The sequence below is a fragment of the Oerskovia sp. PE-21s genome (assembly GCF_056158145.1).
Genome location: NZ_JBUXJM010000004.1, coordinates 179,635 through 200,006 on the forward strand (window position 1 = coordinate 179,635; position 20,372 = coordinate 200,006).

Here is a 20,372-nt window from a genome sequence, read left to right on the forward strand (position 1 = left end):
AGCAACACACGAACGTCTGGCCCCGGATGGTGGGCTGACGTCTGGCGGCAGCGGCAGGATCGCCGGAGTTGCACCGTCCGGACGTTTGCCTGTCAGACGGTGCGCCTGCCCCGCTGGGCAGTCGCGCGGGCGAGGTCGCCGAGGCCAGCCACATCCAGGCCCGGCCAGCCGTGGACCAGGTCGAGCCACTCGGCGGGGAGGCCCGTCGTCCCGTAGCGCGCGCCGAGGAGCGCACCCGCGATGGCGGCCACCGTATCGGTGTCGCCCCCGATCCTGACCGCGGCCTGCAGCGCGCGCACGGTGTGCGGCGCATGCTCGGCCACGGTGCCCGACGACGCAGCCGAGCCGTCGCGCGCCAGGTGGGCTCCGCCGTCGGGCACGTGGGTGGAGGCGATCGCGTGCCACGCGGCCTGCAACGCCGTGACCGTGAAACCGTTCGCCCCGAGATCGGCGGTGGGGCGCTCCTGCTCGGCATCCGCGATCCACGCCTCCCACAGGGTGCGTCGATCCGGAGGCAGGAGGTCGAGGCCTGCGCGCACGTCGAGCCTCTCCTCGGCGACCGCGACCCGTACCGCCTCCGACCACAGCACGCAGGACTCGCCCGCGAGTGGGTCGGTGTGCGTGAGCTCGGCGACGGCGCGGGCCGAGCGGGCCGTCTCGTCGCGGTCGTCCAGGGCGACCACCCCGACGATCCCGGTGCGCATGAGCGCACCGTTGCCCGCTGTCCGGCCGGTGGAGGCGTGGAGGGCCTGGCTCGCCGCGCGCAACCTCGCGGCCGGTTGCCCGGGGAGGTGCGCCGCGTTCCTCAGGACGGCGGCGGTCTGCGTGCCGACGTCGGACGCGCCCCCGGTGAGCCACGCCTCGAAGGCTGCGGCGACGTCGTCGAGCGGGCCTTCGGTCGTCAGTCCGCGACCTTGCGCCGCGACGCGCGCGATGCACACCGCCATCTGCGTGTCGTCGCTCCACTCGCCGGGTGCGTAGGGGCCGAGCCCACCGCCGCGCATGACCGCGGCCTCGTCGGCGCGGGGCGGCGTCGCGAACTCGTACGGGACGCCCAGGGCGTCGCCGCACGCCTGCACGACGAGGACGCCTGCGGCACGGTCGAGAAGGTCGGGGGCGAGGTGAATGGTCACGGGGAGAGCGTAGGGGGACGCTGGACCTCGGGGAGCAGCGGGGGCTGAGCGACGAGCGCGGTGTGCCCGCCGAGTAACCCTCCAGAGGTCCGTGTCGGCGGCGGCTGGGAAGGTGGGACTCGGGAGGCCCCGCACCGGGCGGGACCGGGAAGGTCGCCATGAGCTCACCGACGCAGCCCCGCACGTACCCGCACGGGGTGCCGTGCTGGGTGGACACCGAGCAGCCCGACGTCGACGCCGCCACCGCGTTCTACGGCGCCCTGTTCGGGTGGACGTTCACCGACAAGATGCCGCCCGACGCGCCGGGGCGCTACGTCGTCGCCGCGCTCGGCGGGCAGGACGTCGCGGCGATCGCCTCCCCACCCGACGGGGACGACGCGACGCCCGAGTGGATCACCTACGTCGCGGTCGACGACATCGGTGTGACGGCTGGGGCGGTGGCGGCCGACGGCGGCGTGCTGCTCTCCGGCCCTGAGATCGTCGGCCCACCCGGACGGATGGCCTCGGTCCAGGACCCGCAGGGCGCACGGTTCCGCCTGTGGCAGGCGGGCACACGCCTCGGGGCGCAGCGCGTCAACGAGCCGGGGACCTGGAACTTCAGCAACCTCCTCACCCCGGACCCCGACCGCGCCCTCGACTTCTACGGTCCGCTGCTCGGGTGGGAGCTCGACCCCGAGCTCGGCGCCGGGATGTTCCGCGTCCCCGGCTACGGCGACCACCTCGCACGGACCGTCGACCCCGGCATCCACGAGCGGCAGGAGTTCGCACCCCCGGGTTTTGCCGATGTCGCCGCAGGCGTCGCGCGCGTGTCCGGGCCGGCGCGGTGGGACGTGGCGTTCTCCGTCGCCGACCGCGACGAGAGCGCGGCCGCGGCCGAGCGGGCCGGTGGGGTCGTGCTGTCGACGTCGGAGAACGAATGGGTGCGCGAGGCCGTGGTGCGCGACCCGCAGGGAGCGGAGCTGACGCTGTCGCAGTTCGCGCCGCAGGAGTCGGAGTAGTTCAGGGCTTCTCGTTGCGGTGAAGGCCGTTGAGAGCAGCCCCCATCGGTCGGTGCTCGTTCCAGTGCTTGCCCAACCAGTCAATTTGCGCGTCTTTGAGGGGCAAGGTCAACCGCTCGTCGTGCAGCCGGTCATACTGCGGAAAGGCTGCAAGGTCAGCGGCAACGTCGATCCGAAGGTGGAATGGATCCACCGCTAGCAGTCCGTCGTCGAAGAGCCTGTGAATGTCGCGCCGCAACATGAGGCCGCCATGCTCGAAGTGAGTTCCGAGCTGTGCATAGCTGTAGAGGTGCCCGGCTTCCAGCACACGTTCGGGGGCGGGACCGGTGAACGCGCACACGCTGCCATGGATGCCCAGGGTCTGCTCCCTGAAGCGCTGTTGCCCTCGGCGGACGCGGACGAGTGCGTGACTGAAGCCCTGGGGATGCTCGAGCTGCATTTCGGTCGCCGGCTCTTTCGAGAGATGGACGCGGGCGGCCACTCGGTCAATGGCTCTGGTCGCGTCCTTTGCTACAAGTGCCTCGCGGAATGTGCCCCAGTCAAGAGGGCGCATGGCATTGATGTCTCCCGCCTTCACCTGAGCCGCCGTGAGTTCGTTCCTCCCGAGCAGCCCCTCTAGTGACGTCCACGCGGCGTCGTATCTCGCGACGTACTGGTCTACCTCAACGATCGTGGCAACTGGAGCAGAAAACTCGTGACGGCACTTGGAGCACCGCCATGGTGGCTTAGCTGTCTTGCGCCTGACGATGCGGGTCTTGGCGCACAGCGGGCAACGATTTTGGAGCTTCGGGCCGTGCCGCGTCTCGATCGCCTCGATGACTGAGATTCCGAGCAGTCGCTCTTTGTCCCACAGAGCAACGGGGTCGCCGACCTTCAGGTTCTTGTAGTTGGGAACCTTCTCGTCCCATGAGTAGTAGGCGTCGTGCTGGTCGTCATACCCGGCATTGCCGCCATGACCGCGGTCGTCGCCGGCCACCATGAGCAACCATCCTCGCCGTGGTCCGCGGTTCTCCATGCGCCACAGCTTGGCACAGCCTCTGCTTCCCCGTGCCGGGGCAAAGTGGTGGGCGGAGGCAGCACGGCGCGGCGGAGCCGCCTCCACTCATCGCTGTGGACAACCAGGAGTGCCCAGATTCCCGCCAGGATGGTTGCGCCTCCGACGCACGACGTCACCGCACCGTGGGAACCATCCGGGCCCGTCGAAGCCACGCGGGCATGACGTACCCCCGCGAGGTCACCCGAGCGAGACCCGCCCCAGCAGCTCCTCGAACACCCGCTCGCTCACGACCGGGATCCCGTACCGCCGAGCGGTGCGCGCCTTCCCGGACAGCGAGTCCGGGTCGGCGGCGATGACGACGCGCGTGCGCTTGGTGACGTTCGGCCAGGGCGCAAGTCCGGCTGCCCGCGCGTCACGCTCCCAGTCCTCGCGCGCCCGGGTCATGGCCCCGGTCAGCACGATCTCGTCGCCCCGCCCCAGCGCGAACCGCGGCCTGTCGGCCACGGTCGCCACGGCCGGAGTCACCGCGACCACCACTGCCGGAGTCGCTGCAACCGCCACGACCGTGTCCACAGCCCCGGTCGGTCCGCCGTCAGCGTCGGCAGCACCGCGGCCAGCCCCCGGCCCGACGGCGCCGCTCGCCTCCGCGCCCGGGCGCGCTCCGCCGTCGGGCAGGGTGGCGAGCACCGGACCGGACGCCGCCCGCTCGACCGCCGCCGCGACGTCGTCGGCGTCCAGGCCGAGCTGATCCGCCACCTCGTGGAGGTCGGCGACCTCGGCGTCGGAGAGCATGCCGTCCGCGAGGGCGACCCGCGCGAGCGCGTCGAGGTACCCGTGGTGCAGCGACTCGACCTGTGCGCGGCCGAGCCCTGCCTCCTCGGCGGCGGCGAGCAGGGCGCCGCGCTCGGTGAAGGACACGTACCGGTCGAGCAGGGCGAGGTCGAGGAGCGCGAGGTAGTCGTCGGCCTGGGGTGGGAAGGGGACGCGGTCGAGGCGGTCGGACAGGCCGGACAGCCAGTGGCTGGTCGGGCGGCTCGCGCCGCGCAGCACGGGGGTGAACGCCCCGGGAGAGGGCAGCCACGGCCACGAGTGCGTGGCGGACGCCTCGTGCGCGACGCCCCAGAGCGGGTCGGCGTCGTCGAGCCCGAGGTAGTGCTCGAGGAGCCCGGCCGTGGCGCGGGCATCGCCGAGGGCCGAGTGGGCGCCGTCGTGCACGACGCCCGCGAGCTCGCAGCAGATCGCGAGCCCGCGCGGCGCGGACGGCAGGAACGTCCCGGCGAGCCGCATGGTGCACAGGCACGCGAGCGGGTCGATCCCCACGGGCAGGCCGACGCGGCCGAACTCGGCGCGCAGGAACCGGGTGTCGAAGCTCGCGTTGTGCGCGACGATCACGCGCCCTTCGAGGAGCCGCGCGAGGTGCGGCGCGACGACGGCGAACGTGGGTGCGAGCCCGACGTCGGCCGCGCTGATGCCGTGCACGTGCTGGGGGCCGAGTTCGCGCTCGGGGTTGACGAGCGTGCACCACTCGTCCTGGACGCGGCCGGCGGCGTCGGTGAGGACGACGGCGACCTCGGCGATGCGGTCGTGCTGGCGGGGCGAGAACCCTGTGGTCTCGAGGTCGATCACGGCGAATCCGGGCACGGGGGACAGCGTGCCAGGTCGGGGCTGCGGGGTGAAGTCCGCGCATAGGAGGCGTCGAGGGAGTTCTCGCCGAGCGAGACGCGCGAATCGTTTTTAACCTGGACGGACATACCAATTCATCGGGGGAGCCGTAGTGCGCACTGCCGCCATCACGACCACAGTCCTGCTGTCCGTCGCCGTGCTCACGGGCTGCAAGGGCGGGGAGACGGGCCCCGGGCAGCCCACGCCGACCCCCACCTCGACCACCTCCCCGACCCCCTCTCCGACGACCCCGCCAGTCACCCCGACGCCGACCCCCACGCCGACCGACCCCACGACGCCCACCGAGCCCGGCGAGAACGAGGTCTCGATCCGGGTCCAGATCCCCGAGCGCACGGCACCGCCCTCGGGCGACTGACGCCGGCTCAGCTCTTCGCCCGCGCCGTCCGCCGTCGACGCCTCGCCTCCTCGGCCTTCCGCTCTGCGTCCTCGAGCTCACGGTCCACGGCGGCCAGCTCCTCCTCCGCCGCCGCGAGGGTGTCCCGCGCCTGGTCGAGCGCCGCGAGCATGTCCTCGCGCTCGGCGGTCAGCCGGGCGATCTGCTCGTCGAGCTCGCTGAGCCGCGCGTCCAGCGGCCCGACGGCGTCGCTCGCCTCCCGCACGACGTCGGCGGCCTGGTCGCGGCGTCCTTCGAGCCGGTCGATCTCCGCGGCCGCGTCGGCGACCTGACGCTCCGCGTCCGCGAGGGCGGTGTCCGTTCCCGAGCGCTCGGTCACGGGTGGGGGAGCCTCCTCGCCCTGCTGCCCGGCGGCCCGCGACCGCGCCCCCGTGCCGCGTCGCGCCGCGCGCTCCGCGCTCAACGACACGACGTCGGCGCTCTCGCCCGACTCGTCCACGATCCCGAACCCGACGTACTGGAGCGCCTGCGTCAGGCGCCCGGCCAGCACGAGGGCCCCGGCGTCGCGGTCCATGACGGCCGCGGTGAGCGTCTCGCCGAGGCGCCGCAGCACCTCGCCCGACACGGCCCGCCCGCCGACCTCGCCCGCGCGCGACACCTCCCGCACCAACGCGTCGACCTGGCGTCGGCGCTCGTGGTCGAGCTCGGTGAGTCGCGCCCGGTCGCGCGCCTCGGTCGCGGCGCGCAGGTCCTCGCCGAGTGCGACGAGGTTACCGACCTCGTCGGGGTGCGTGCGGGCGACCTGGTTGACGACCCACGCGGCGACGGTCGGCTTGGTGAGCGCGCGCAACCGTGCGGCGCCCACGGCGTCCCCGGCGGTCGTCGCGTGCTTGGCGGCGGCGTTCCGCGCGGCGACGAACTCGTCGAGGGGCAGGGCGAACAGCCGGTCGGCGGCCTGCTCGCCGCTCGTGCCGGGCTCGTCGCTCATCGGTCCAGCGTCGCACCGTTCCCGGGCCGGCACCTTCCAGGTACCTGACGCAACGGAGAAGGTAGGGTCCAGGGTTGACCGCGTCCGGCCCGAACCCGGGCGTCGTGCACAGTCGTCGACACGCAGGGGAACCCATGGACCAGGAAGCGCCGCTCAGCGTGGCCGTCGCCGACGCGCCGACCGACGCGCCGACCGACGCCACCGCCGCCGACGCCACTGCCGACGCCACTGCCGACGCCACCGCCGCCGACGACGCGACGGACGCTCCGCCGTCGGGCAGCGTGGAGCGCGACGGCAGCGAGGAGACCGCGAAGAAGCCGCGCCTCGACGCCCTGGTCACCGGCTGGGTGGGTCGCGCCCTCGACGCCTACCCGCGCCCGGCCCTGCCGCTCACCGAGCACTGGGACGCCTCGGCCGCAGGGCTGGTGCGCCAGGTCCCGCTGGTGCCGCGCTTCGCGACCAAGCCGCTCGAGCTGCTCGACCGGTTCGGGGCCGTGCACGTCGGCCCGCGCGAGGTCGGGTTCGACGGCGGCGCGATCGACTGGGACCGCGTGCTCGAGGTGCGCACGCAGCCTGCGTGGTCGAGCCTGTCGGCCGACGCGCTCGAGGCGAACTTCGCGCAGTACCTGCGCGTGATCCCGCGCGTGCCGGGGCGCGGCTGGGTCCTGGGCAAGGTCTCGGAGCTGCTCGTGTCGCTGTACCTGAGCGTCGTCCCGCTGCCCGACGACGCCGCTCGTCTCCTGGAGCCGGGCGACACCACGGACGAGGCGCGGGTCGGCGGTACGGCGCCCGCAGGCGGCTCGTTCACGCGGCGGACCGTGACCGAGATCCTCTACAAGCGGCGCATCGGCGAGGGGGAGCGGCAGGCGAGCACGACGTCGGTCCTGCTGCAGCTCGCGTTCCCCGGGTCGACCGACGCGATGCTCGCGCTCGCGGCCGAGCGGGGCGTGCGGGTCGTGCACGTCCCGGTCGACGAGGGCGAGATGGGCGCGACGATCAAGCGGGCCGCAGCGTGGCGCTCGACCGCGCTGGGACTACGGGACCGCTTCACGCGAGACACCGGCCCGACGGCGTAGCCCGGCCCGGGCGGCGACCGCGCCGCCCTGCCTGGCCCCGGCGCGCGGTCTACGCTCCGAGAGGGGCACGGGCGACGGCACGACACGAGGCGGGACGGCACATGGCACGCAGGACGATCGTCATCACGGGAGCGAGCGACGGGATCGGGGCGGCGGCAGCCCGGGCGCTCGCCACGGACGGGCACGAGGTCGTGGTCGTGGGGCGCTCGCCCGAGAAGACCGCAGCCGTCGCGCGCGAGCTGGGAGCCGACCACTTCGTGGCGGACTTCGCACGCCTGGCCGAGGTGCGGGCGCTCGCCGCGCAGCTGCGGGACCGCTACGAGCGGATCGACGTCCTCGCGAACAACGCGGGCGGCATCATGGCCGACCGTCAGGTCTCCGAGGACGGCCACGAGCTGACGTTCCAGGTCAACCACCTCGCGCCGTTCCTCCTCACGACGCTGCTGCTCGACCGCTTGGAAGCGAGCCACGCGAGCGTCATCAGCACGAGCAGCGCCGCGCACCGGCTCTTCAGCGACTTCCACGTCGACGACCTCGAGTCCGAACGGTCCTACGCGCCCAACACCGCGTACGGCAACGCGAAGCTCGCGGTGAACCTGTTCACGCGCGAGCTCGACCGCCGGTACCGCGCGGCGGGCATCTCGGCGGCGTCGTTCCACCCGGGCGTGGTCGCGACGAACTTCGCCGCGACGTCGACCAGCAGCATGCGCGTCATGTACCAGACGGTGCTGAGCCGCTTCCTCACGTCGTCGACCAAGGGGGCCGACACCCTCGTGTGGCTCGCGACGACGACCCCGGGCGTCGACTGGGAGCCGGGGAGCTACTACGTCAAGCGCAAGGTCGCGACGACCCATCCCCTCGTGGGCGACCCGCGGCTCGCGGCCGAGCTGTGGGAACGGAGCGCGGCGATGGTCGCCGACGACGACGCCCCGGGGGCGGCGGCCTGAAGACTCCGGCCTGACCGGCGCACCGGCCGCACGTGCGCACGGTCCCCGGACAGCACGACGGGCCCGGTGCTCTCGCAACCGGGCCCGTCGACTCACCGCGCCGCCGGCCGAAGGGGGGTGACCTGCGGCGGGGAGGTCTGGAAGACCGTCAGGACGCGGAGGTCGTGACCTCGATGCGCTGCGGCGTCGTGCCGGCGTAGACGCCGGCGACGGTGACGGTCAGGACGCCTGCGTCGTAGCGGGCGCTGATGGCGCTCGCGTCGGCGGCCTGGGGGAGGGTCACGACGCGGTGGAACGCGCCGTAGCGGACCTCGCGGACGCGACGGCCCTCGGTCTCCTCGGCCCGCTCGTCCTTGCGCTCGCCGCGCACGACGAGCTTGCGGCCCTCGACCTCGACCGTGACGTCCTGGGCGGGGTCGATCCCCGGCAGGTCGAAGCGGGCGACCAGGTCGTCGCCGTCCTGGAAGACGTCGGCGTGAGCCGGGACGCCTGCCACGGGGCGGGGGGTGAGCAGGTCGCGCAGGGCGCGGTCGAACGCGGGGGCGGTGGTCAGGGTGGTCGTCATGGTGACTCCTTCGGTCGGTGCTGAACCTCTGACCGGTACAACTTGAGTCGCCTCCGCTCAATTCCGGATCGGCGTTCGCCCTGGACGAACGACCGACGACCCCGGAAGGCACGCCGACCGGGCCCCGTCGTGGCCGAGGCTACTCGCAGCCCACGCCGTCGCCGTCGCGGTCCAGCTTCTTGCTGTACCCGGGGTCTCCGGACCGGATCGGCGCCTTGCCAGCAGCCCGGACCGCGTCGCAGTTCGCGTAGGACACCGCGCCGCCCCCGCTCCCGCCGACGATCCCGGCGGGCGCGTCCGGCGTGGTCACCTTCGGTGCGCTCGACGACGTGCCCGACGACGTGCCCGAGCGCCCCGTCGCCGCGCTCCGCGCCTGGAGGTCGGCCTCGGCCGCGGTGACCGCGCCCTCGCGTCCTTCGACCGCTGTCAGCCGGGCCTGGAGGTCGGCCTCGGCCGTCACGGCGGCCGACTCGCGGGTCGCGAGCTCGGCCTCCTTCGCGACCGCTGCCTCCTCGCGGGCCGTGACGTCGGCCTGAGCGGTGGCCAGCTCGTCCTGCGCGGTCGTGAGCGCCGCGCTGTCCTCGTCCAGGGCGGCGCGAGCCTCCGTCGCCTCGCCCAGGGTGGCCTCGGCGGCGGCGAGCCGCGAGCCCGAGGGCACGGCGCCCAGCAGCAGCCCGACGATTAGGAAGGCGAGGCACAGGAAGGCGACGAGCACGATGCGCCGCGTGCGACCGTCGTGACGGCCTGCCACGGCTCCCGCACCGGTGAGGCTCGCGACCGGCAGTGCCATGGTGTGCTCGGTCGGCTCGCCCGCTGCGGGGGCCTCGACCCAGAGCGGCCAGTCGGCGGGCTTCGCCGGCCAGCGAGGGTCGGGCGTCCAGTGGGGGTCCGGCGTCCAGCCCTCGGGCGGGGTGGGCCAGCCCGGGGGCGGGTTGAAGCGAACGGTCATGGCAGGGCTCCTCGTCGAGCGGGCACGCGCGCGGCGGTGCCGGGGCGACCGTCGTTCGGTCGACACCCCGGAGGCTAGGGGGAGCAGAGCCCTCGCGTCTGCACCCGGGAGGGGGTGAAATCCCCCGGGAGCGGACCGCGACGCGTCAGTTCTCAGGTGCTCCCAGCACGGCGACGAGGAAGTCGCCGTCCTCGGCGAACGGCCGCAGGTCCCACGTCGAGAGCTTGAGCTGAACCTTGAGCCCGGCCTCGGCGGCGTCGGCGAAGAACGCGTCGAACGCGTACCCGCGCCCCGCTCCGAACCCGACGACGACCCGACCGCCCGGCGCCAGGTGGGCGCGGAAGCGGCGCAGCACCTCGACCTCGGTGCCCGGCGCGAGGAACGTGACGACGTTCCCGGCGCACACGATCAGGTCGAACGGCTCGGCGATCCCGGCCGCGGGAAGGTCGAGCTCGGCGATGTCCCCGACGAGCCACGTCGAACCGGGGTGGTCTGCCTCGGCGGCCTCGATGAGCACGGGGTCGACGTCGACGCCCACCACCGTGTGACCGCGCGCCGCGAGCTCGGCACCGACGCGCCCCGGGCCGCTGCCCGCGTCGAGGATGCGGGCGCCGCGGGGAACCATCGCGTCGACCAGCCGGGCCTCGCCCGCGAGGTCGGCGCCCTGGGCGGCCATGGCGCGGAACCGCTCGACGTACCAGGTCGAGTGGGACGGGTTCACAGCGGTCTTCTGCTCCCAGCGGGTGGGGTTGGCCTTGCTCACCGGTGGCTCCTCGGGGTCGGGCGGGGCTCTGAACGGGCTCAGCGGCGGCCACGAGAGCGGGCTGCCGCATCTTCGACCGTACCCCCACCGGGTACTACCCCGGCGACCGTCCAGCGCCGACCAGACCCGGTCTCACCGACCGGACCCGGACCCCTCGCCCACCACGAGGTTGCCTGCGGTCGAGAACGGGATGGAGGTCGGCATCGGCGGCAGAACGACCTCAAGCCCGTTCTCGGCACCCCGGGGACACCGGGTTAGCGGCCGAAGACCTCCAGGACCGGCGTCTCGCCGTCGACGAAACGGACGAACTGCCCCACGGTCGACGGCGAGCGCAGGGCCTGCGCGACGACGAGGGCGACGTTGCCGCGCGACGTCTTCCCCTCGTGCGCGTCGACCGTGATCATGCCGGTCGGCTCGTCGTTCGTCAGGGTGCCCGGGCCCAGGATCGTCCAGTCCAGGTCGGTGCCGCGCAGGTGGTCGTCCGCGGCAAGCTTGGCGTCGGCGTACGGGAAGAAGCTGTTGTCCTCCGGGACGCCGTGGTCCGGCACCGAGCCGATCCACGACACCATGACGTAGCGCGAGACGCCCGCGGCGGCGGCCGCGTCCATCGAACGGATCGCGGCGTCCCGGTCGACGGCGTAGGTCCGCTCCGGGCTCCCGCCACCGGCCCCGGCGGACCACACCACGGCGTCGTGCCCGCGCAGGGCCTCGGTGATCTCCTCGGTCGTGGCGTTCTCGACGTCGAGCAGCAACGGCGTGCCGCCGAGCTCCTCGACGAGCGGGAGCTGCGACTCGTGCCGCACGATCCCGCTCACCTCGATCTCGTGGTCCTTGAGGATGGGGACGACCAGGCGACCCACCTTGCCGTGGGCTCCGATCAGGGCGACGTTCATGGTTCTCCTCGTGGTGTCGGTGACGGTGCTCCCTCCACGGTGCACCGAGGACGCGCGCTCCGCCCGCTGGGGGCAGGCCGGACTACTCCTCGACGACCGCCACGGTCACCTCGATGTTGCCGCGCGTCGCGTTCGAGTAGGGGCAGACCTGGTGCGCGGCCTCGACGAGCTCCTGGGCCACGGAGCGCTCGACGCCGGGCAGGCTGGCCTCCAGCTGCACGGCGAGGGTGTACCCGCCGCCATCGAGGGGGCCGATCGAGACGCTCGCGCCGATGGCAGAGTCGACGACCGAGACCTTGCGCTGTCGCGCGACGCCCAGCAGGGCCGAGTGGAAGCAGGCCGCGTAGCCCGCGGCGAAGAGCTGCTCGGGGTTGGACCCGTCGCCGGTGCCGCCCATCTCCTTGGGTACGGCCACGTCGAGGTCGACCCGCCCGTCGGTGGACCGGACGTGGCCGTTGCGGCCCTCTCCGGTGGCGAGTGCTTCCGCGGTGTAGAGAACCTTCATCGTGCTACCTCCAGGGTGGGGCGGTCGGGCGAACCCTTCGAACGTATGTCGCTCGGGGCAACAAGGTGTGGTCGGTTCGCGCAGAGCGCAGCGGCCGCACTCCCCGCCGTCGGGGTGCGGGTACCGTGGAACGGCCGCCGTCTCGGCGCCCCCCTCGACCACGGACTGACCGCACCCCCATGAGCAACGCACCTACGCCGTCGGGCACGCCTGACAGCGCTTCCCCCTCCCTGCCCGACGATGCCGCGCACCCCACCGCGCCCCTCGCCCCCGAGGGCGAGCAGCTCTCCCACGGCCTGCGCACCCGGCACCTGACCATGATGGGACTGGGCTCCGCGATCGGGGCCGGCCTGTTCCTCGGCAGCGGCGTGGGGATCGCGACCGCGGGGCCCGCCGTCCTGGTCTCGTACGCGGTCGCAGGCCTGCTCGTCATCCTCGTCATGCGGATGCTCGCCGAGATGGCGTCGGCCGTGCCGTCGAGCGGTTCCTTCTCGGTGTACGCCGAGACCGCGCTGGGGCGCTGGGCCGGGTTCACCATGGGCTGGCTCTACTGGTTCACGCTCATCATGGTGCTCGGCGCCGAGATCACGGGTGCCTCGCAGATCGTGTCCGGGTGGGTCCCGGGCGTGCCGCAATGGGTCGTCGCGCTCGTGTTCGTGGCGGCGTTCGCGGTCGTGAACCTGTGGGGCGTCAAGCACTTCGGCGAGTTCGAGTTCTGGTTCGCGTTCATCAAGGTCGCCGCGATCGTGGCGTTCCTCGTGATCGGGGTGCTGCTCGTGCTGGGCTGGCTGCCCGGCACCGACCCCGTGGGGACGACCAACATCTTCGGCGACCCGGCCTCGCTCGCGGGCTTCGCGCCCCACGGCCTGCCCGGCATCGCGGCGGGGCTGCTCGTCGTGGTCTTCGCGTTCGGGGGGATCGAGATCGTGACGATCGCCGCGGCCGAGGCCCGCGAGCCGCAGAAGGCCATCGTGACCGCGACCCGCTCGATCGTGTGGCGCATCCTCTTCTTCTACGTGGGTGCGGTCGCGATCATGGCGCTCGTCCTGCCGTGGGACGCCCCCGAGCTGCTGAGCGGCCCGTTCGTCGCGGTGCTCGACCTCGCGGGGCTGCCGAGCGCGGCGCGGCTCATGGAGGCCGTCGTGGTCGTCGCGCTCCTGTCGGCGTTCAACGCCAACGTCTACGGAACGTCCCGCATGGCGTTCTCGCTCGCGGGCCGCGGCGACGGGCACCCGGCGCTGACCAAGGTGTCGCCGACCGGTGTGCCGTGGGTCGCGGTGCTGCTGTCGGTGTTCTTCGGCCTCGTGTCCGTGGGGCTCAACTGGCTGCTGCCGGGCGAGGTCCTGGGCATCCTGCTCAACGCCGTGGGTTCGGCGCTGCTCGTCATCTGGGTGTTCATAGCGGTCTCGCAGCTCCGGCTGCGCCCGCGCCTCGAGGCCGCCGCAGGTGGCGCGGACAGGATGACGCTGCGCATGTGGGCCTACCCCGGGCTCACCTGGGCGACGCTCGCGGGGCTCGCCGGGCTGATCGTGCTCATGCTGTTCGACGACGTCGCACGCGTCCAGCTCGTGTCGACGCTCGTGCTCGTGGGCGTCATCGTCGGGATCTACGCGGTGCGGTCGCGGCTGCGGAAGCGGACCGAGCGGCCCGGCGTCGGGTCCTGACCCGTTGACACCCGCCCCCTCGCGGGTGTGCGCTGGAATCTCGCGCCAGGGAGCACCGGGAGTCTCGGGGAGAACCCATGTCTCGCATCGCCGGCTGGATCACGCACCGCTACGCCAAGTGGGTCGTCATCGCCTTCTGGGCGGTCGTCCTGGCCCTGACCGCGCCGCTGGCCGGAAAGCTCACGGGCGCGCAGGACAACGACGCCAAGTCGTGGCTCCCGGCCGACGCCGAGTCGACCCAGGTGCTCGACGTCGCGAGCAGCTTCACCTCGCCCAACACGATCCCCGCGGTCCTGGTCTACGTGCGCGAGTCCGGCCTGACCCCCGAGGACCTCGCCAAGGTCTCCCAGGACGTCGCGACCTTCGGTGAGCTCGACACCCTGGACGGGGACGTCGTCGGGCCGATCCCGTCCGAGGACGGGCAGGCCGCCCAGGTGATCGTGCCCCTCGACCTGGGCAGCGAGGGCTGGAACCTCGCGGCCGACGCCGTCGCGGACCTGCGCGCGACCGCGGAGGACGGCGCGAACGGCATGGACGTCTACGTGACGGGCCCGGCGGGCGCGGCCGCCGACTCCTCGAAGGCGTTCGAGGGCATCGACTCGACGCTGCTCTACGCAGCGGCGGGCGTCGTGATCGTGATCCTGCTGCTGACCTACCGCAGCCCCACGCTGTGGCTCCTGCCCGTGGTCTCGGCGGGGGTCGCGCTGACCGTGTCGCAGGCCGTGGTCTACGTGCTCGCCGACCGCACGGGCCTGACCGTGAACGCGCAGAGCGCGGGCATCCTCACGGTCCTGGTCTTCGGTGCGGGGACGGACTACGCCCTGCTGCTCGTGGCGCGCTACCGGGAAGAGCTCCGTCGCCACGAGGACCGGCACGAGGCCATGTCGCTCGCGCTGCACCGCGCGGGCCCGGCGATCGTCGCGAGCGGTGCGACGGTCGCGATCGGCATGCTGTGCCTGCTGTTCGCGCAGATGAGCTCGACGGCCGGGCTGGGGCCCGTCGCGGCGGTCGGGGTCGTGGTCGCGCTGCTGGTGATGCTGACGCTGCTGCCTGCGCTGCTCGTCGCGACGGGCCGGTGGGTGTTCTGGCCGCGCGTGCCGCACGTGGGTGACGACGAGCCCACCGAGCACGGTGTGTGGGCGCGGCTGGGCGGCCGGATCGCGAAGCGGCCCCGGCGTGTGTGGGTCGTGACGTCGATCGTCCTGGCCGTGCTGGGCCTGGGCATCACGCAGCTCGACGCGAACGGGCTCTCGAGCGCCGAGTCGTTCCGGGGCGAGCAGCCGTCGATCGTGGGCGAGCAGGTCCTCGCCGAGCACTTCCCGGCGGGGTCGGGCTCGCCCGTGGTGGTCGTCGCGGACGACTCGTCGCCCACCGCGGTCGCCGCGGTGCACGACGCGTTCGCGGGCACCGAGGGGATCGACGCCTCGAGCGTGACCGAGCCCGTGTCCGCGGGCGGGTACGCGTACATGGAGGGCACGCTCACGTCCGAGCCGGACTCGCAGGCGGCGTACGACACGGTCGACCGGGTCCGGGACGCGGTCCACGCGGTCCCGGACGCCGACGCCCAGGTGGGCGGGGCGAGCGCGATCACGCTCGACGTCCAGCGCGCCTCGGCCGCGGACAACATGCTCATCATCCCGATCATCCTGCTGACCGTGCTGGTCATCCTCGCGCTGCTCCTGCGCGCGATCACGGCGCCGCTCGTCCTGGTCGCGACGGTCGTGCTGTCCTTCACCGCGGCCCTCGGCGTGAGCGCGCTCGTCTTCAAGTACGTCTTCGGCTTCGAGGGCGCCGACACGTCGCTGCCCCTGTTCGTGTTCGTGTTCCTCGTCGCGCTGGGGATCGACTACAACATCTTCCTCATGACCCGGGTGCGCGAGGAGTCGCTGCGCGTCGGGACGCGGCGCGGCGCGCTGATCGGGCTGGCCGCGACGGGCGCGGTCATCACGTCGGCCGGGCTGGTGCTCGCGGGGACGTTCGCGGTGCTGGGCACGCTGCCTGTGGTCGCGTTCGCGGAGATCGGGTTCGCGGTCGCGTTCGGCGTCCTGCTCGACACGCTCGTCGTCCGGTCGGTGCTCGTCACGGCCCTCAACCTCGACGTGGGACGGCACATGTGGTGGCCGAGCGCCCTGGGCCGCAAGGAGGACGTGCCGGTCGAGGCGACCCCGGTGGTCCCGACGGGCGCACCGGTCCGCGAGTAGCACCCGGTCAGGACGGCCCACGCCCGACGGCGGAGCGCACCGCCGGAGGGTGTCGGACCATGCCGTCGTCGACGAGGACCCGCCAGAGCGCCGCCTCCGATTGCTCGGAGGCGGCGCTGACGGTGGGTTCAGGCGGTGGGGAGTGGCGACTCGCGGAATCGAATCTGTGCGGCCTGTCGAGTCACCCCGAGTGTGCGTCCGATGTCGGCCCAGGTTCGCCCGGCTGCTCGGGCCTCACGCACGGCTGCCCTGAGCTCGGCCTCGGCTTCTTCAACACCTCGCTGTGCGAGACCGACCCGACGAAGCTCGCGCGGGTCATCGGCCGGAGTCGACGCCGGGTCGAGGGAGTCGAGCCAATCTTCTGCTTCTGCCGTTTCGCCACGGGGCGCATCTGCTGGTCGCGGAACGACGTAGATGACCTCGATCGGCTCTCCGAGTGATTCGTCGAGTTCGTCGAGCGGCGTCTCGTCGGCCGAAGCGAGACTGAGATGCGCGACCTTCAACAGGCGGCGGGCCTCGTCGAGAGCGTCGTGACGAGTGGTCAACACCCGGCCGGTGACGGCTGGGTCCTTGCGCGTTGTCTTGGTCATCGTCATCACCTCACAGGTAGTCGTAGAACTTGGGGCGAAGGGCCATTGCGTGGATCACGCGAGGGTCGTCGCCTTCGGGATCAGCAACGACGAGCTCGAGAAGCGTCCCAGCGCTCGTCGCCCCGATGACGAGCATCTTCTCAGTGCCTTGGCGGACCTCCCGCATCGGCACCTGGAGAGCGGAGCGGATCTCTTCGCGGGAGACACCGTGCTTCAGGGCATCGGGGAGGATCCGCATCTGTCAAAGGTACTTTGACAGATCGATTGCGTCAAGCCTGCTTTGACATTCGCCCGCTCCTGCGGTGTCGGTACGAGAGCCGTCCCGTCGAGTGTGTCGTCGTGTCAGACCACGTCCTCGCGCTGCAGCCGGCGCAGCGTGATCCAGCCCAGCAGGACCGGGACCCAGCACGAGATCAGCCGGTAGAGCAGGACCGCGGGCAGGGCGATCGCGGACGCGATCCCGAAGCTCACGAGCCCGCCCGTGAGCGCGGCCTCGACCACGCCCACACCGCCCGGCGTCGGGGCCGCCGACGCGAGCGTCTGCCCGACCATGGTCGAGAAGGCCGCGGCGACCGGGTCGCTGCCGCCGCCGAGCGCCAGGAGGCAGGCCCACAGGGTCGCGGCCGAGGAGACCGTGGTGCCCATCGCGCCCAGGACCGCGAAGGAGAGCCGACGCGGGTCCTTCGCGAGCCCGCCGAGCTGGCGGAAGGCGGGCAGCACGTCGTCACGCGCGTACGTGCGGACCGCGTGCCGGAACCGCGGCACCGCGAGCACCACGACCCCCGTGACGACGACCGCGACGGCCGCGGCGAGCAGCGCCCACCTGGCCCAACCCGGCACGTGGTGGTCGATGCTGCGCCCCGCGACGAGCGCGAGCACCGTCAGGAGCACGAGGTGGACCAGGACCTGCACGATGCTCTGGAGCGCGACCGTGCCCGTCGCGAGCGCCGTGCTCATCCCGGACTTCGACAGGTAGCGGACGTTGAGCGCGAGCGACCCGACGCTCGCCGGGGTCGCGGTGCCCGCGAACGCGTTCGCGAGCTGGACGCGGGTGGTCCGCAGGAACGGCAGGTGCCTCGGGGAGCACGCGGCGAGCGACGCCGCGGCGGCGAAGAACCCCGTCGCGGCGAAGAGCACGGCCAGGAGCGCCCACGCCGGCTGGGCGTCGCGCAGGGCCTCTCCCATGCGCGGGATCTCGCTGATCTCCGGGATGACGACGTACGTGAGGCCGCCGATGAGCACGAACCACACCAGCACGCGCAGGGCGTGGCTCGTGGGGGACCGGGTGGGCTTCGGGGGCGGGCCCGGGGCCCGGTACGAGGCCTGGGGCTCGGGGTCGGGTGCGTGCGTGATGACGTGCTCCTTGCCGAGGATGTGCGGGCCGTCCCGTGACCCTACCGACGCGCGGGGTCCGGTGCACCGGACCCCGCGCCGGGCGGCCGGGTTGACCGCGCGGTCAGTCGTTCGGCGTGACCTCGGGCAGCGGCGCGGGGCCGTCCGCGGGCACCCAGCCCTTGGGGGGCCGGACCGTCGGGACGTCGCCCACGATCGGCACCGGGCGGCGGTGGAACGGGAAGCCGTAGCGGGTCACGAGCCCTGCGAGCGTCGTGAGGCGGTTGCGCGGCCCGATGAGGCTCATGATGTGCACGAACAGCCACGCCAACCACGCGGTCCCGCGGGTCAGCCGGAGCTTCCCGGCGATGTCCGCGACGGCCGCGCGGCGTCCGATGACGGCCATGGTGCCCTTGTCGAGGTACTTGAGCGACGTCGTCGGGCGTCCTTGGACGAGCGCGCGGATGTTGCGTCCCACGACCTTGCCCGACTGGATCGCGGGCTGGGCGAGCTGCGGCAGGCCTGCGGGCGAGACCGCGACGTCTCCCGCCGCGAAGTGGTCCGGGAACCCCTCGACCTGCAGGTCGTCGCCCACGCGGATGCGCCCGCCCTCGCCCAGGGGCAGGTTCCAGCGCGAGACCTCCTCGTGCGGGGCGACGCCCGCGGCCCAGATCGTGAGGTCCGAGCGGATGAAGTCGCCGTCGGTGAGCTCGACGCCGTCGGGCAGGACCTTGGCGACGCCCGCGCCCAGGTGCAGGTCCACCCCGCGGCGCTGGAGCTCGCGCGCCGCGTACGTGCGGAGCTTCGCGGGGAAGGGCTTGATGAGCTCGGTGCCGCGCTGGACGATCTTGACGCTGAACGCGTCGCCGTGGATCTCCGGGTACGCGGGCGCCAGGCCCTGCGTGCGGAGCTCGGCGAGGGCGCCCGCGACCTCGACGCCGGTCGACCCGCCCCCGACGACGACGACGCGCAGGCCGTCGTCGGTGCCCGGGGAGGCCGCGGACTTCTCGAGGCGGACGAACAGGGTGTCGCGGATCTTCAGCGCCTGCGAGCGCGAGTACATCGCGAACGCGTGCTCCTTGGCGCCGGGCGTGCCGAAGAAGTTCGTCGTGACGCCGTTGGCCAGCACGAGGTAGTCGTAGCGGATCTCCTCGTCGTTGAGCAGGCGCAGCGTCTTGGTGTGCGGGTCGAGGCCCACGAGGTGCTCGTGGACCACGCGCACGTTGCGCTGCCCCAGGCGCAGCGCGCGCAGGAAGTACGTGACGTCGCCCGGGTTCAGGCCGCCCGTGGCCACCTGGTAGAGCAGCGGCTGGAACGTGTTGTAGACGCGGCGGTCGATCAGCGTGACGCGCACGGGTGCGCCTGCGAGCGCCTTGACGGTCGCGAGGCCTGCGAACCCGCCGCCCACGACGACGACGTGGGGGAGCGGTGCCCCGGTGGGTGCGGGGTGGGCGGCGGTGCCGTCGTTCACTGTGTGCCTTCCGATGAGCCGGGTGGTCCGGGGCACGAGCGTATGTCGCCCGGGGGGCGGTTGCGAGACGGGCCGCGCGGCCCGAGGTGGGTGGTCCGGACCGGGGCGCGAGGGCCCGTCTCGGTCCGGTGGACCCGTCTCGGCGGCCGCGCGTGACGGGGATCACGGGACCGGGTATCTGACGCTGTGTGGACAACGAGGGTTCCCGGCGCGTAACTTCGAACTGACCGGTCAGTCTAAAAGAGTGATCGGACCTGGAACTCTCGGAGGAACCCCCATGAACCAGCCCGTCGCACGGCACGGCAGCGACGAGGCCACGTACCTCGTGCAGGCCCCGACCACCGCGCCCGACCACGGCACCGCGGCGAACGTCAGCAGGCCCGACGGCGCCGCCCACCTCCCGCAGGGCGAGCTCGCCGCCGCGGACATCGCCGCCGACCTGACCCTGCGCGGCCCGCTCGGCGGCGAGATCGCCGAGCCCGACACCCCGCCCCTCGGCGACGGCACGTCCCCGCACGCGGTCAGCGCCTACGACCTCCAGCTCCACGGCCCGCGCGGCCTCGTCTACGGCCCCGTCGACCTCGAGATCCCGGCCGGCGAGGTCGTCGTCCTCCAAGGCCCGCAGGGGGCCGGCCGGTCGAGCCTGCTCCTGACCCTCGCGGGCCGCATGGCCCCCGACCACACCCCCGACGGCTGGCTCGTCGTGCTCGGCGAGAACCTCACGGGCCGGCGCGCGCGTCGCACCGCGGTCCAGCGCCGCGCCGCGATCGCCGGCTTCCACGGGATCGACGAGCTCGACGACGCGGTCACGGTCGGGGACTCGGTGCGCGAACGCCTCACGTGGCTCGCGCCCTGGTACCGCCGGACCCCCAAGGTCACCCAGGAGGTCTACGAGCGCGTGGCCCGCCCCGTGTTCGGGCGCCGCGAGCTGCCTGCGCTCGACGCCATGGTCTGGGACCTCGACGAGGTCGACGCCATGCTCCTGCGCATCGCGATCGCCATGGCCCAGGACCCCGAGCTGCTCGTCGTCGACGACCTCGACCAGGTCCACGACTCGGCCCGCCGCCAGATCGTCTGGGGACGCCTCGAAGCCCTCGCGGCCACGGGTGTGACCGTGATCGGCTCGGTCGCCTCCGCGGGCGAGGTCGACGCGATGCGCTGGGGCCGTGCCCCGCACGTCGTGCGCCTCGCGACCGGCCCGCAGCTCGTCGCGGCCTGACCCACCACCCCGGGCGACGGTCGTCGCCCCGCCCACGCTCCGCCGTCGGGCCCCATCCTTCGCA

General features: G+C 73.1%; 20 protein-coding genes. 7 read left to right on the forward strand and 13 right to left on the reverse strand.

From position 1 onward, the window contains the following. Positions 1-92: 92 nt before the first annotated feature. Positions 93-1,133, reverse strand: coding sequence for an ADP-ribosylglycohydrolase family protein (locus ACZDYF_RS09380; RefSeq protein ID WP_475055832.1), 1,041 nt, complete (start codon positions 1,131-1,133; stop codon positions 93-95). A 158-nt stretch (positions 1,134-1,291) separates the two neighbouring features. On the opposite strand from ACZDYF_RS09380, the gene ACZDYF_RS09385 reads away from it, so the two are divergent. Then, positions 1,292-2,131: a VOC family protein gene (locus tag ACZDYF_RS09385; protein ID WP_475055834.1), complete on the forward strand. Its 840-nt coding sequence runs from the start codon at positions 1,292-1,294 to the stop codon at positions 2,129-2,131. 1 nt (position 2,132) lies between these two features. On the opposite strand, the gene ACZDYF_RS09390 is transcribed toward ACZDYF_RS09385, so the two are convergent. Further along, entirely contained in the window at positions 2,133-3,110 is a 978-nt protein-coding gene (locus ACZDYF_RS09390; protein ID WP_475055836.1) for an HNH endonuclease, read from the reverse strand. Between the two features lie 255 nt (positions 3,111-3,365). Continuing rightward, a complete protein-coding gene (locus ACZDYF_RS09395) occupies positions 3,366-4,769 on the reverse strand; it encodes an exonuclease domain-containing protein (protein WP_475055838.1) in 1,404 nt (467 codons plus the stop codon). A gap of 133 nt (positions 4,770-4,902) precedes the next feature. Between ACZDYF_RS09395 and ACZDYF_RS09400 the strand changes: the two genes are divergently transcribed. Then, positions 4,903-5,166, forward strand: a complete 264-nt coding sequence (locus tag ACZDYF_RS09400) for a hypothetical protein (RefSeq protein WP_191789918.1) — start codon at positions 4,903-4,905, stop codon at positions 5,164-5,166. Between the two features lie 7 nt (positions 5,167-5,173). Here the strand turns inward: ACZDYF_RS09400 and ACZDYF_RS09405 are convergent, their stop codons facing one another. Next, positions 5,174-6,133 carry a hypothetical protein gene (locus tag ACZDYF_RS09405; RefSeq protein WP_475055840.1) on the reverse strand — a complete coding sequence of 320 codons (960 nt, stop codon included), beginning with the start codon at positions 6,131-6,133 and terminating at the stop codon, positions 5,174-5,176. Positions 6,134-6,267: 134 nt separating this feature from the next. Here ACZDYF_RS09405 and ACZDYF_RS09410 point away from each other — a divergent pair, with 134 nt between their 5' ends. Next, positions 6,268-7,209: a hypothetical protein gene (locus ACZDYF_RS09410; RefSeq protein WP_475055842.1), complete on the forward strand. Its 942-nt coding sequence runs from the start codon at positions 6,268-6,270 to the stop codon at positions 7,207-7,209. 101 nt (positions 7,210-7,310) lie between these two features. After that, positions 7,311-8,156: an SDR family NAD(P)-dependent oxidoreductase gene (locus tag ACZDYF_RS09415; protein ID WP_475055844.1), complete on the forward strand. Its 846-nt coding sequence runs from the start codon at positions 7,311-7,313 to the stop codon at positions 8,154-8,156. Between the two features lie 148 nt (positions 8,157-8,304). Here ACZDYF_RS09415 and ACZDYF_RS09420 read toward each other — a convergent pair whose 3' ends face one another. The 5 genes from ACZDYF_RS09420 to ACZDYF_RS09440 form a co-directional block, all read right to left on the reverse strand. Beyond that, positions 8,305-8,721: an Hsp20/alpha crystallin family protein gene (locus ACZDYF_RS09420; RefSeq protein WP_475055848.1), complete on the reverse strand. Its 417-nt coding sequence runs from the start codon at positions 8,719-8,721 to the stop codon at positions 8,305-8,307. 139 nt (positions 8,722-8,860) lie between these two features. Next, entirely contained in the window at positions 8,861-9,670 is an 810-nt protein-coding gene (locus ACZDYF_RS09425) for an excalibur calcium-binding domain-containing protein (protein WP_475055851.1), read from the reverse strand. Between the two features lie 145 nt (positions 9,671-9,815). Beyond that, positions 9,816-10,433, reverse strand: a complete 618-nt coding sequence (locus tag ACZDYF_RS09430; protein ID WP_475055853.1) for a class I SAM-dependent methyltransferase — start codon at positions 10,431-10,433, stop codon at positions 9,816-9,818. 254 nt (positions 10,434-10,687) lie between these two features. Next, entirely contained in the window at positions 10,688-11,326 is a 639-nt protein-coding gene (locus ACZDYF_RS09435; protein WP_475055855.1) for an SDR family oxidoreductase, read from the reverse strand. Between the two features lie 82 nt (positions 11,327-11,408). Next, positions 11,409-11,831, reverse strand: coding sequence for an organic hydroperoxide resistance protein (locus ACZDYF_RS09440; RefSeq protein ID WP_475055857.1), 423 nt, complete (start codon positions 11,829-11,831; stop codon positions 11,409-11,411). 179 nt (positions 11,832-12,010) lie between these two features. On the opposite strand from ACZDYF_RS09440, the gene ACZDYF_RS09445 reads away from it, so the two are divergent. Continuing rightward, positions 12,011-13,495 (forward strand): amino acid permease, encoded by a 1,485-nt coding sequence (locus tag ACZDYF_RS09445; protein WP_475055859.1) that lies wholly within the window; start codon positions 12,011-12,013, stop codon positions 13,493-13,495. 77 nt (positions 13,496-13,572) lie between these two features. Next, positions 13,573-15,696: an MMPL family transporter gene (locus ACZDYF_RS09450; RefSeq protein ID WP_475055863.1), complete on the forward strand. Its 2,124-nt coding sequence runs from the start codon at positions 13,573-13,575 to the stop codon at positions 15,694-15,696. Positions 15,697-15,824: 128 nt separating this feature from the next. Here the strand turns inward: ACZDYF_RS09450 and ACZDYF_RS09455 are convergent, their stop codons facing one another. From ACZDYF_RS09455 to ACZDYF_RS09470, 4 genes are all read right to left on the reverse strand, one after another. After that, positions 15,825-16,286, reverse strand: a complete 462-nt coding sequence (locus tag ACZDYF_RS09455; protein ID WP_204807050.1) for a hypothetical protein — start codon at positions 16,284-16,286, stop codon at positions 15,825-15,827. A gap of 10 nt (positions 16,287-16,296) precedes the next feature. Continuing rightward, positions 16,297-16,524, reverse strand: a complete 228-nt coding sequence (locus ACZDYF_RS09460; protein WP_204807052.1) for a BrnT family toxin — start codon at positions 16,522-16,524, stop codon at positions 16,297-16,299. A 104-nt stretch (positions 16,525-16,628) separates the two neighbouring features. Then, positions 16,629-17,543: a lysylphosphatidylglycerol synthase transmembrane domain-containing protein gene (locus ACZDYF_RS09465; RefSeq protein WP_191789908.1), complete on the reverse strand. Its 915-nt coding sequence runs from the start codon at positions 17,541-17,543 to the stop codon at positions 16,629-16,631. Positions 17,544-17,742: 199 nt separating this feature from the next. Beyond that, positions 17,743-19,089, reverse strand: a complete 1,347-nt coding sequence (locus ACZDYF_RS09470) for an NAD(P)/FAD-dependent oxidoreductase (protein WP_475055866.1) — start codon at positions 19,087-19,089, stop codon at positions 17,743-17,745. A 277-nt stretch (positions 19,090-19,366) separates the two neighbouring features. Here ACZDYF_RS09470 and ACZDYF_RS09475 point away from each other — a divergent pair, with 277 nt between their 5' ends. Beyond that, positions 19,367-20,308: an ATP-binding cassette domain-containing protein gene (locus tag ACZDYF_RS09475; protein ID WP_475055868.1), complete on the forward strand. Its 942-nt coding sequence runs from the start codon at positions 19,367-19,369 to the stop codon at positions 20,306-20,308. Positions 20,309-20,372 lie beyond the last annotated feature (64 nt).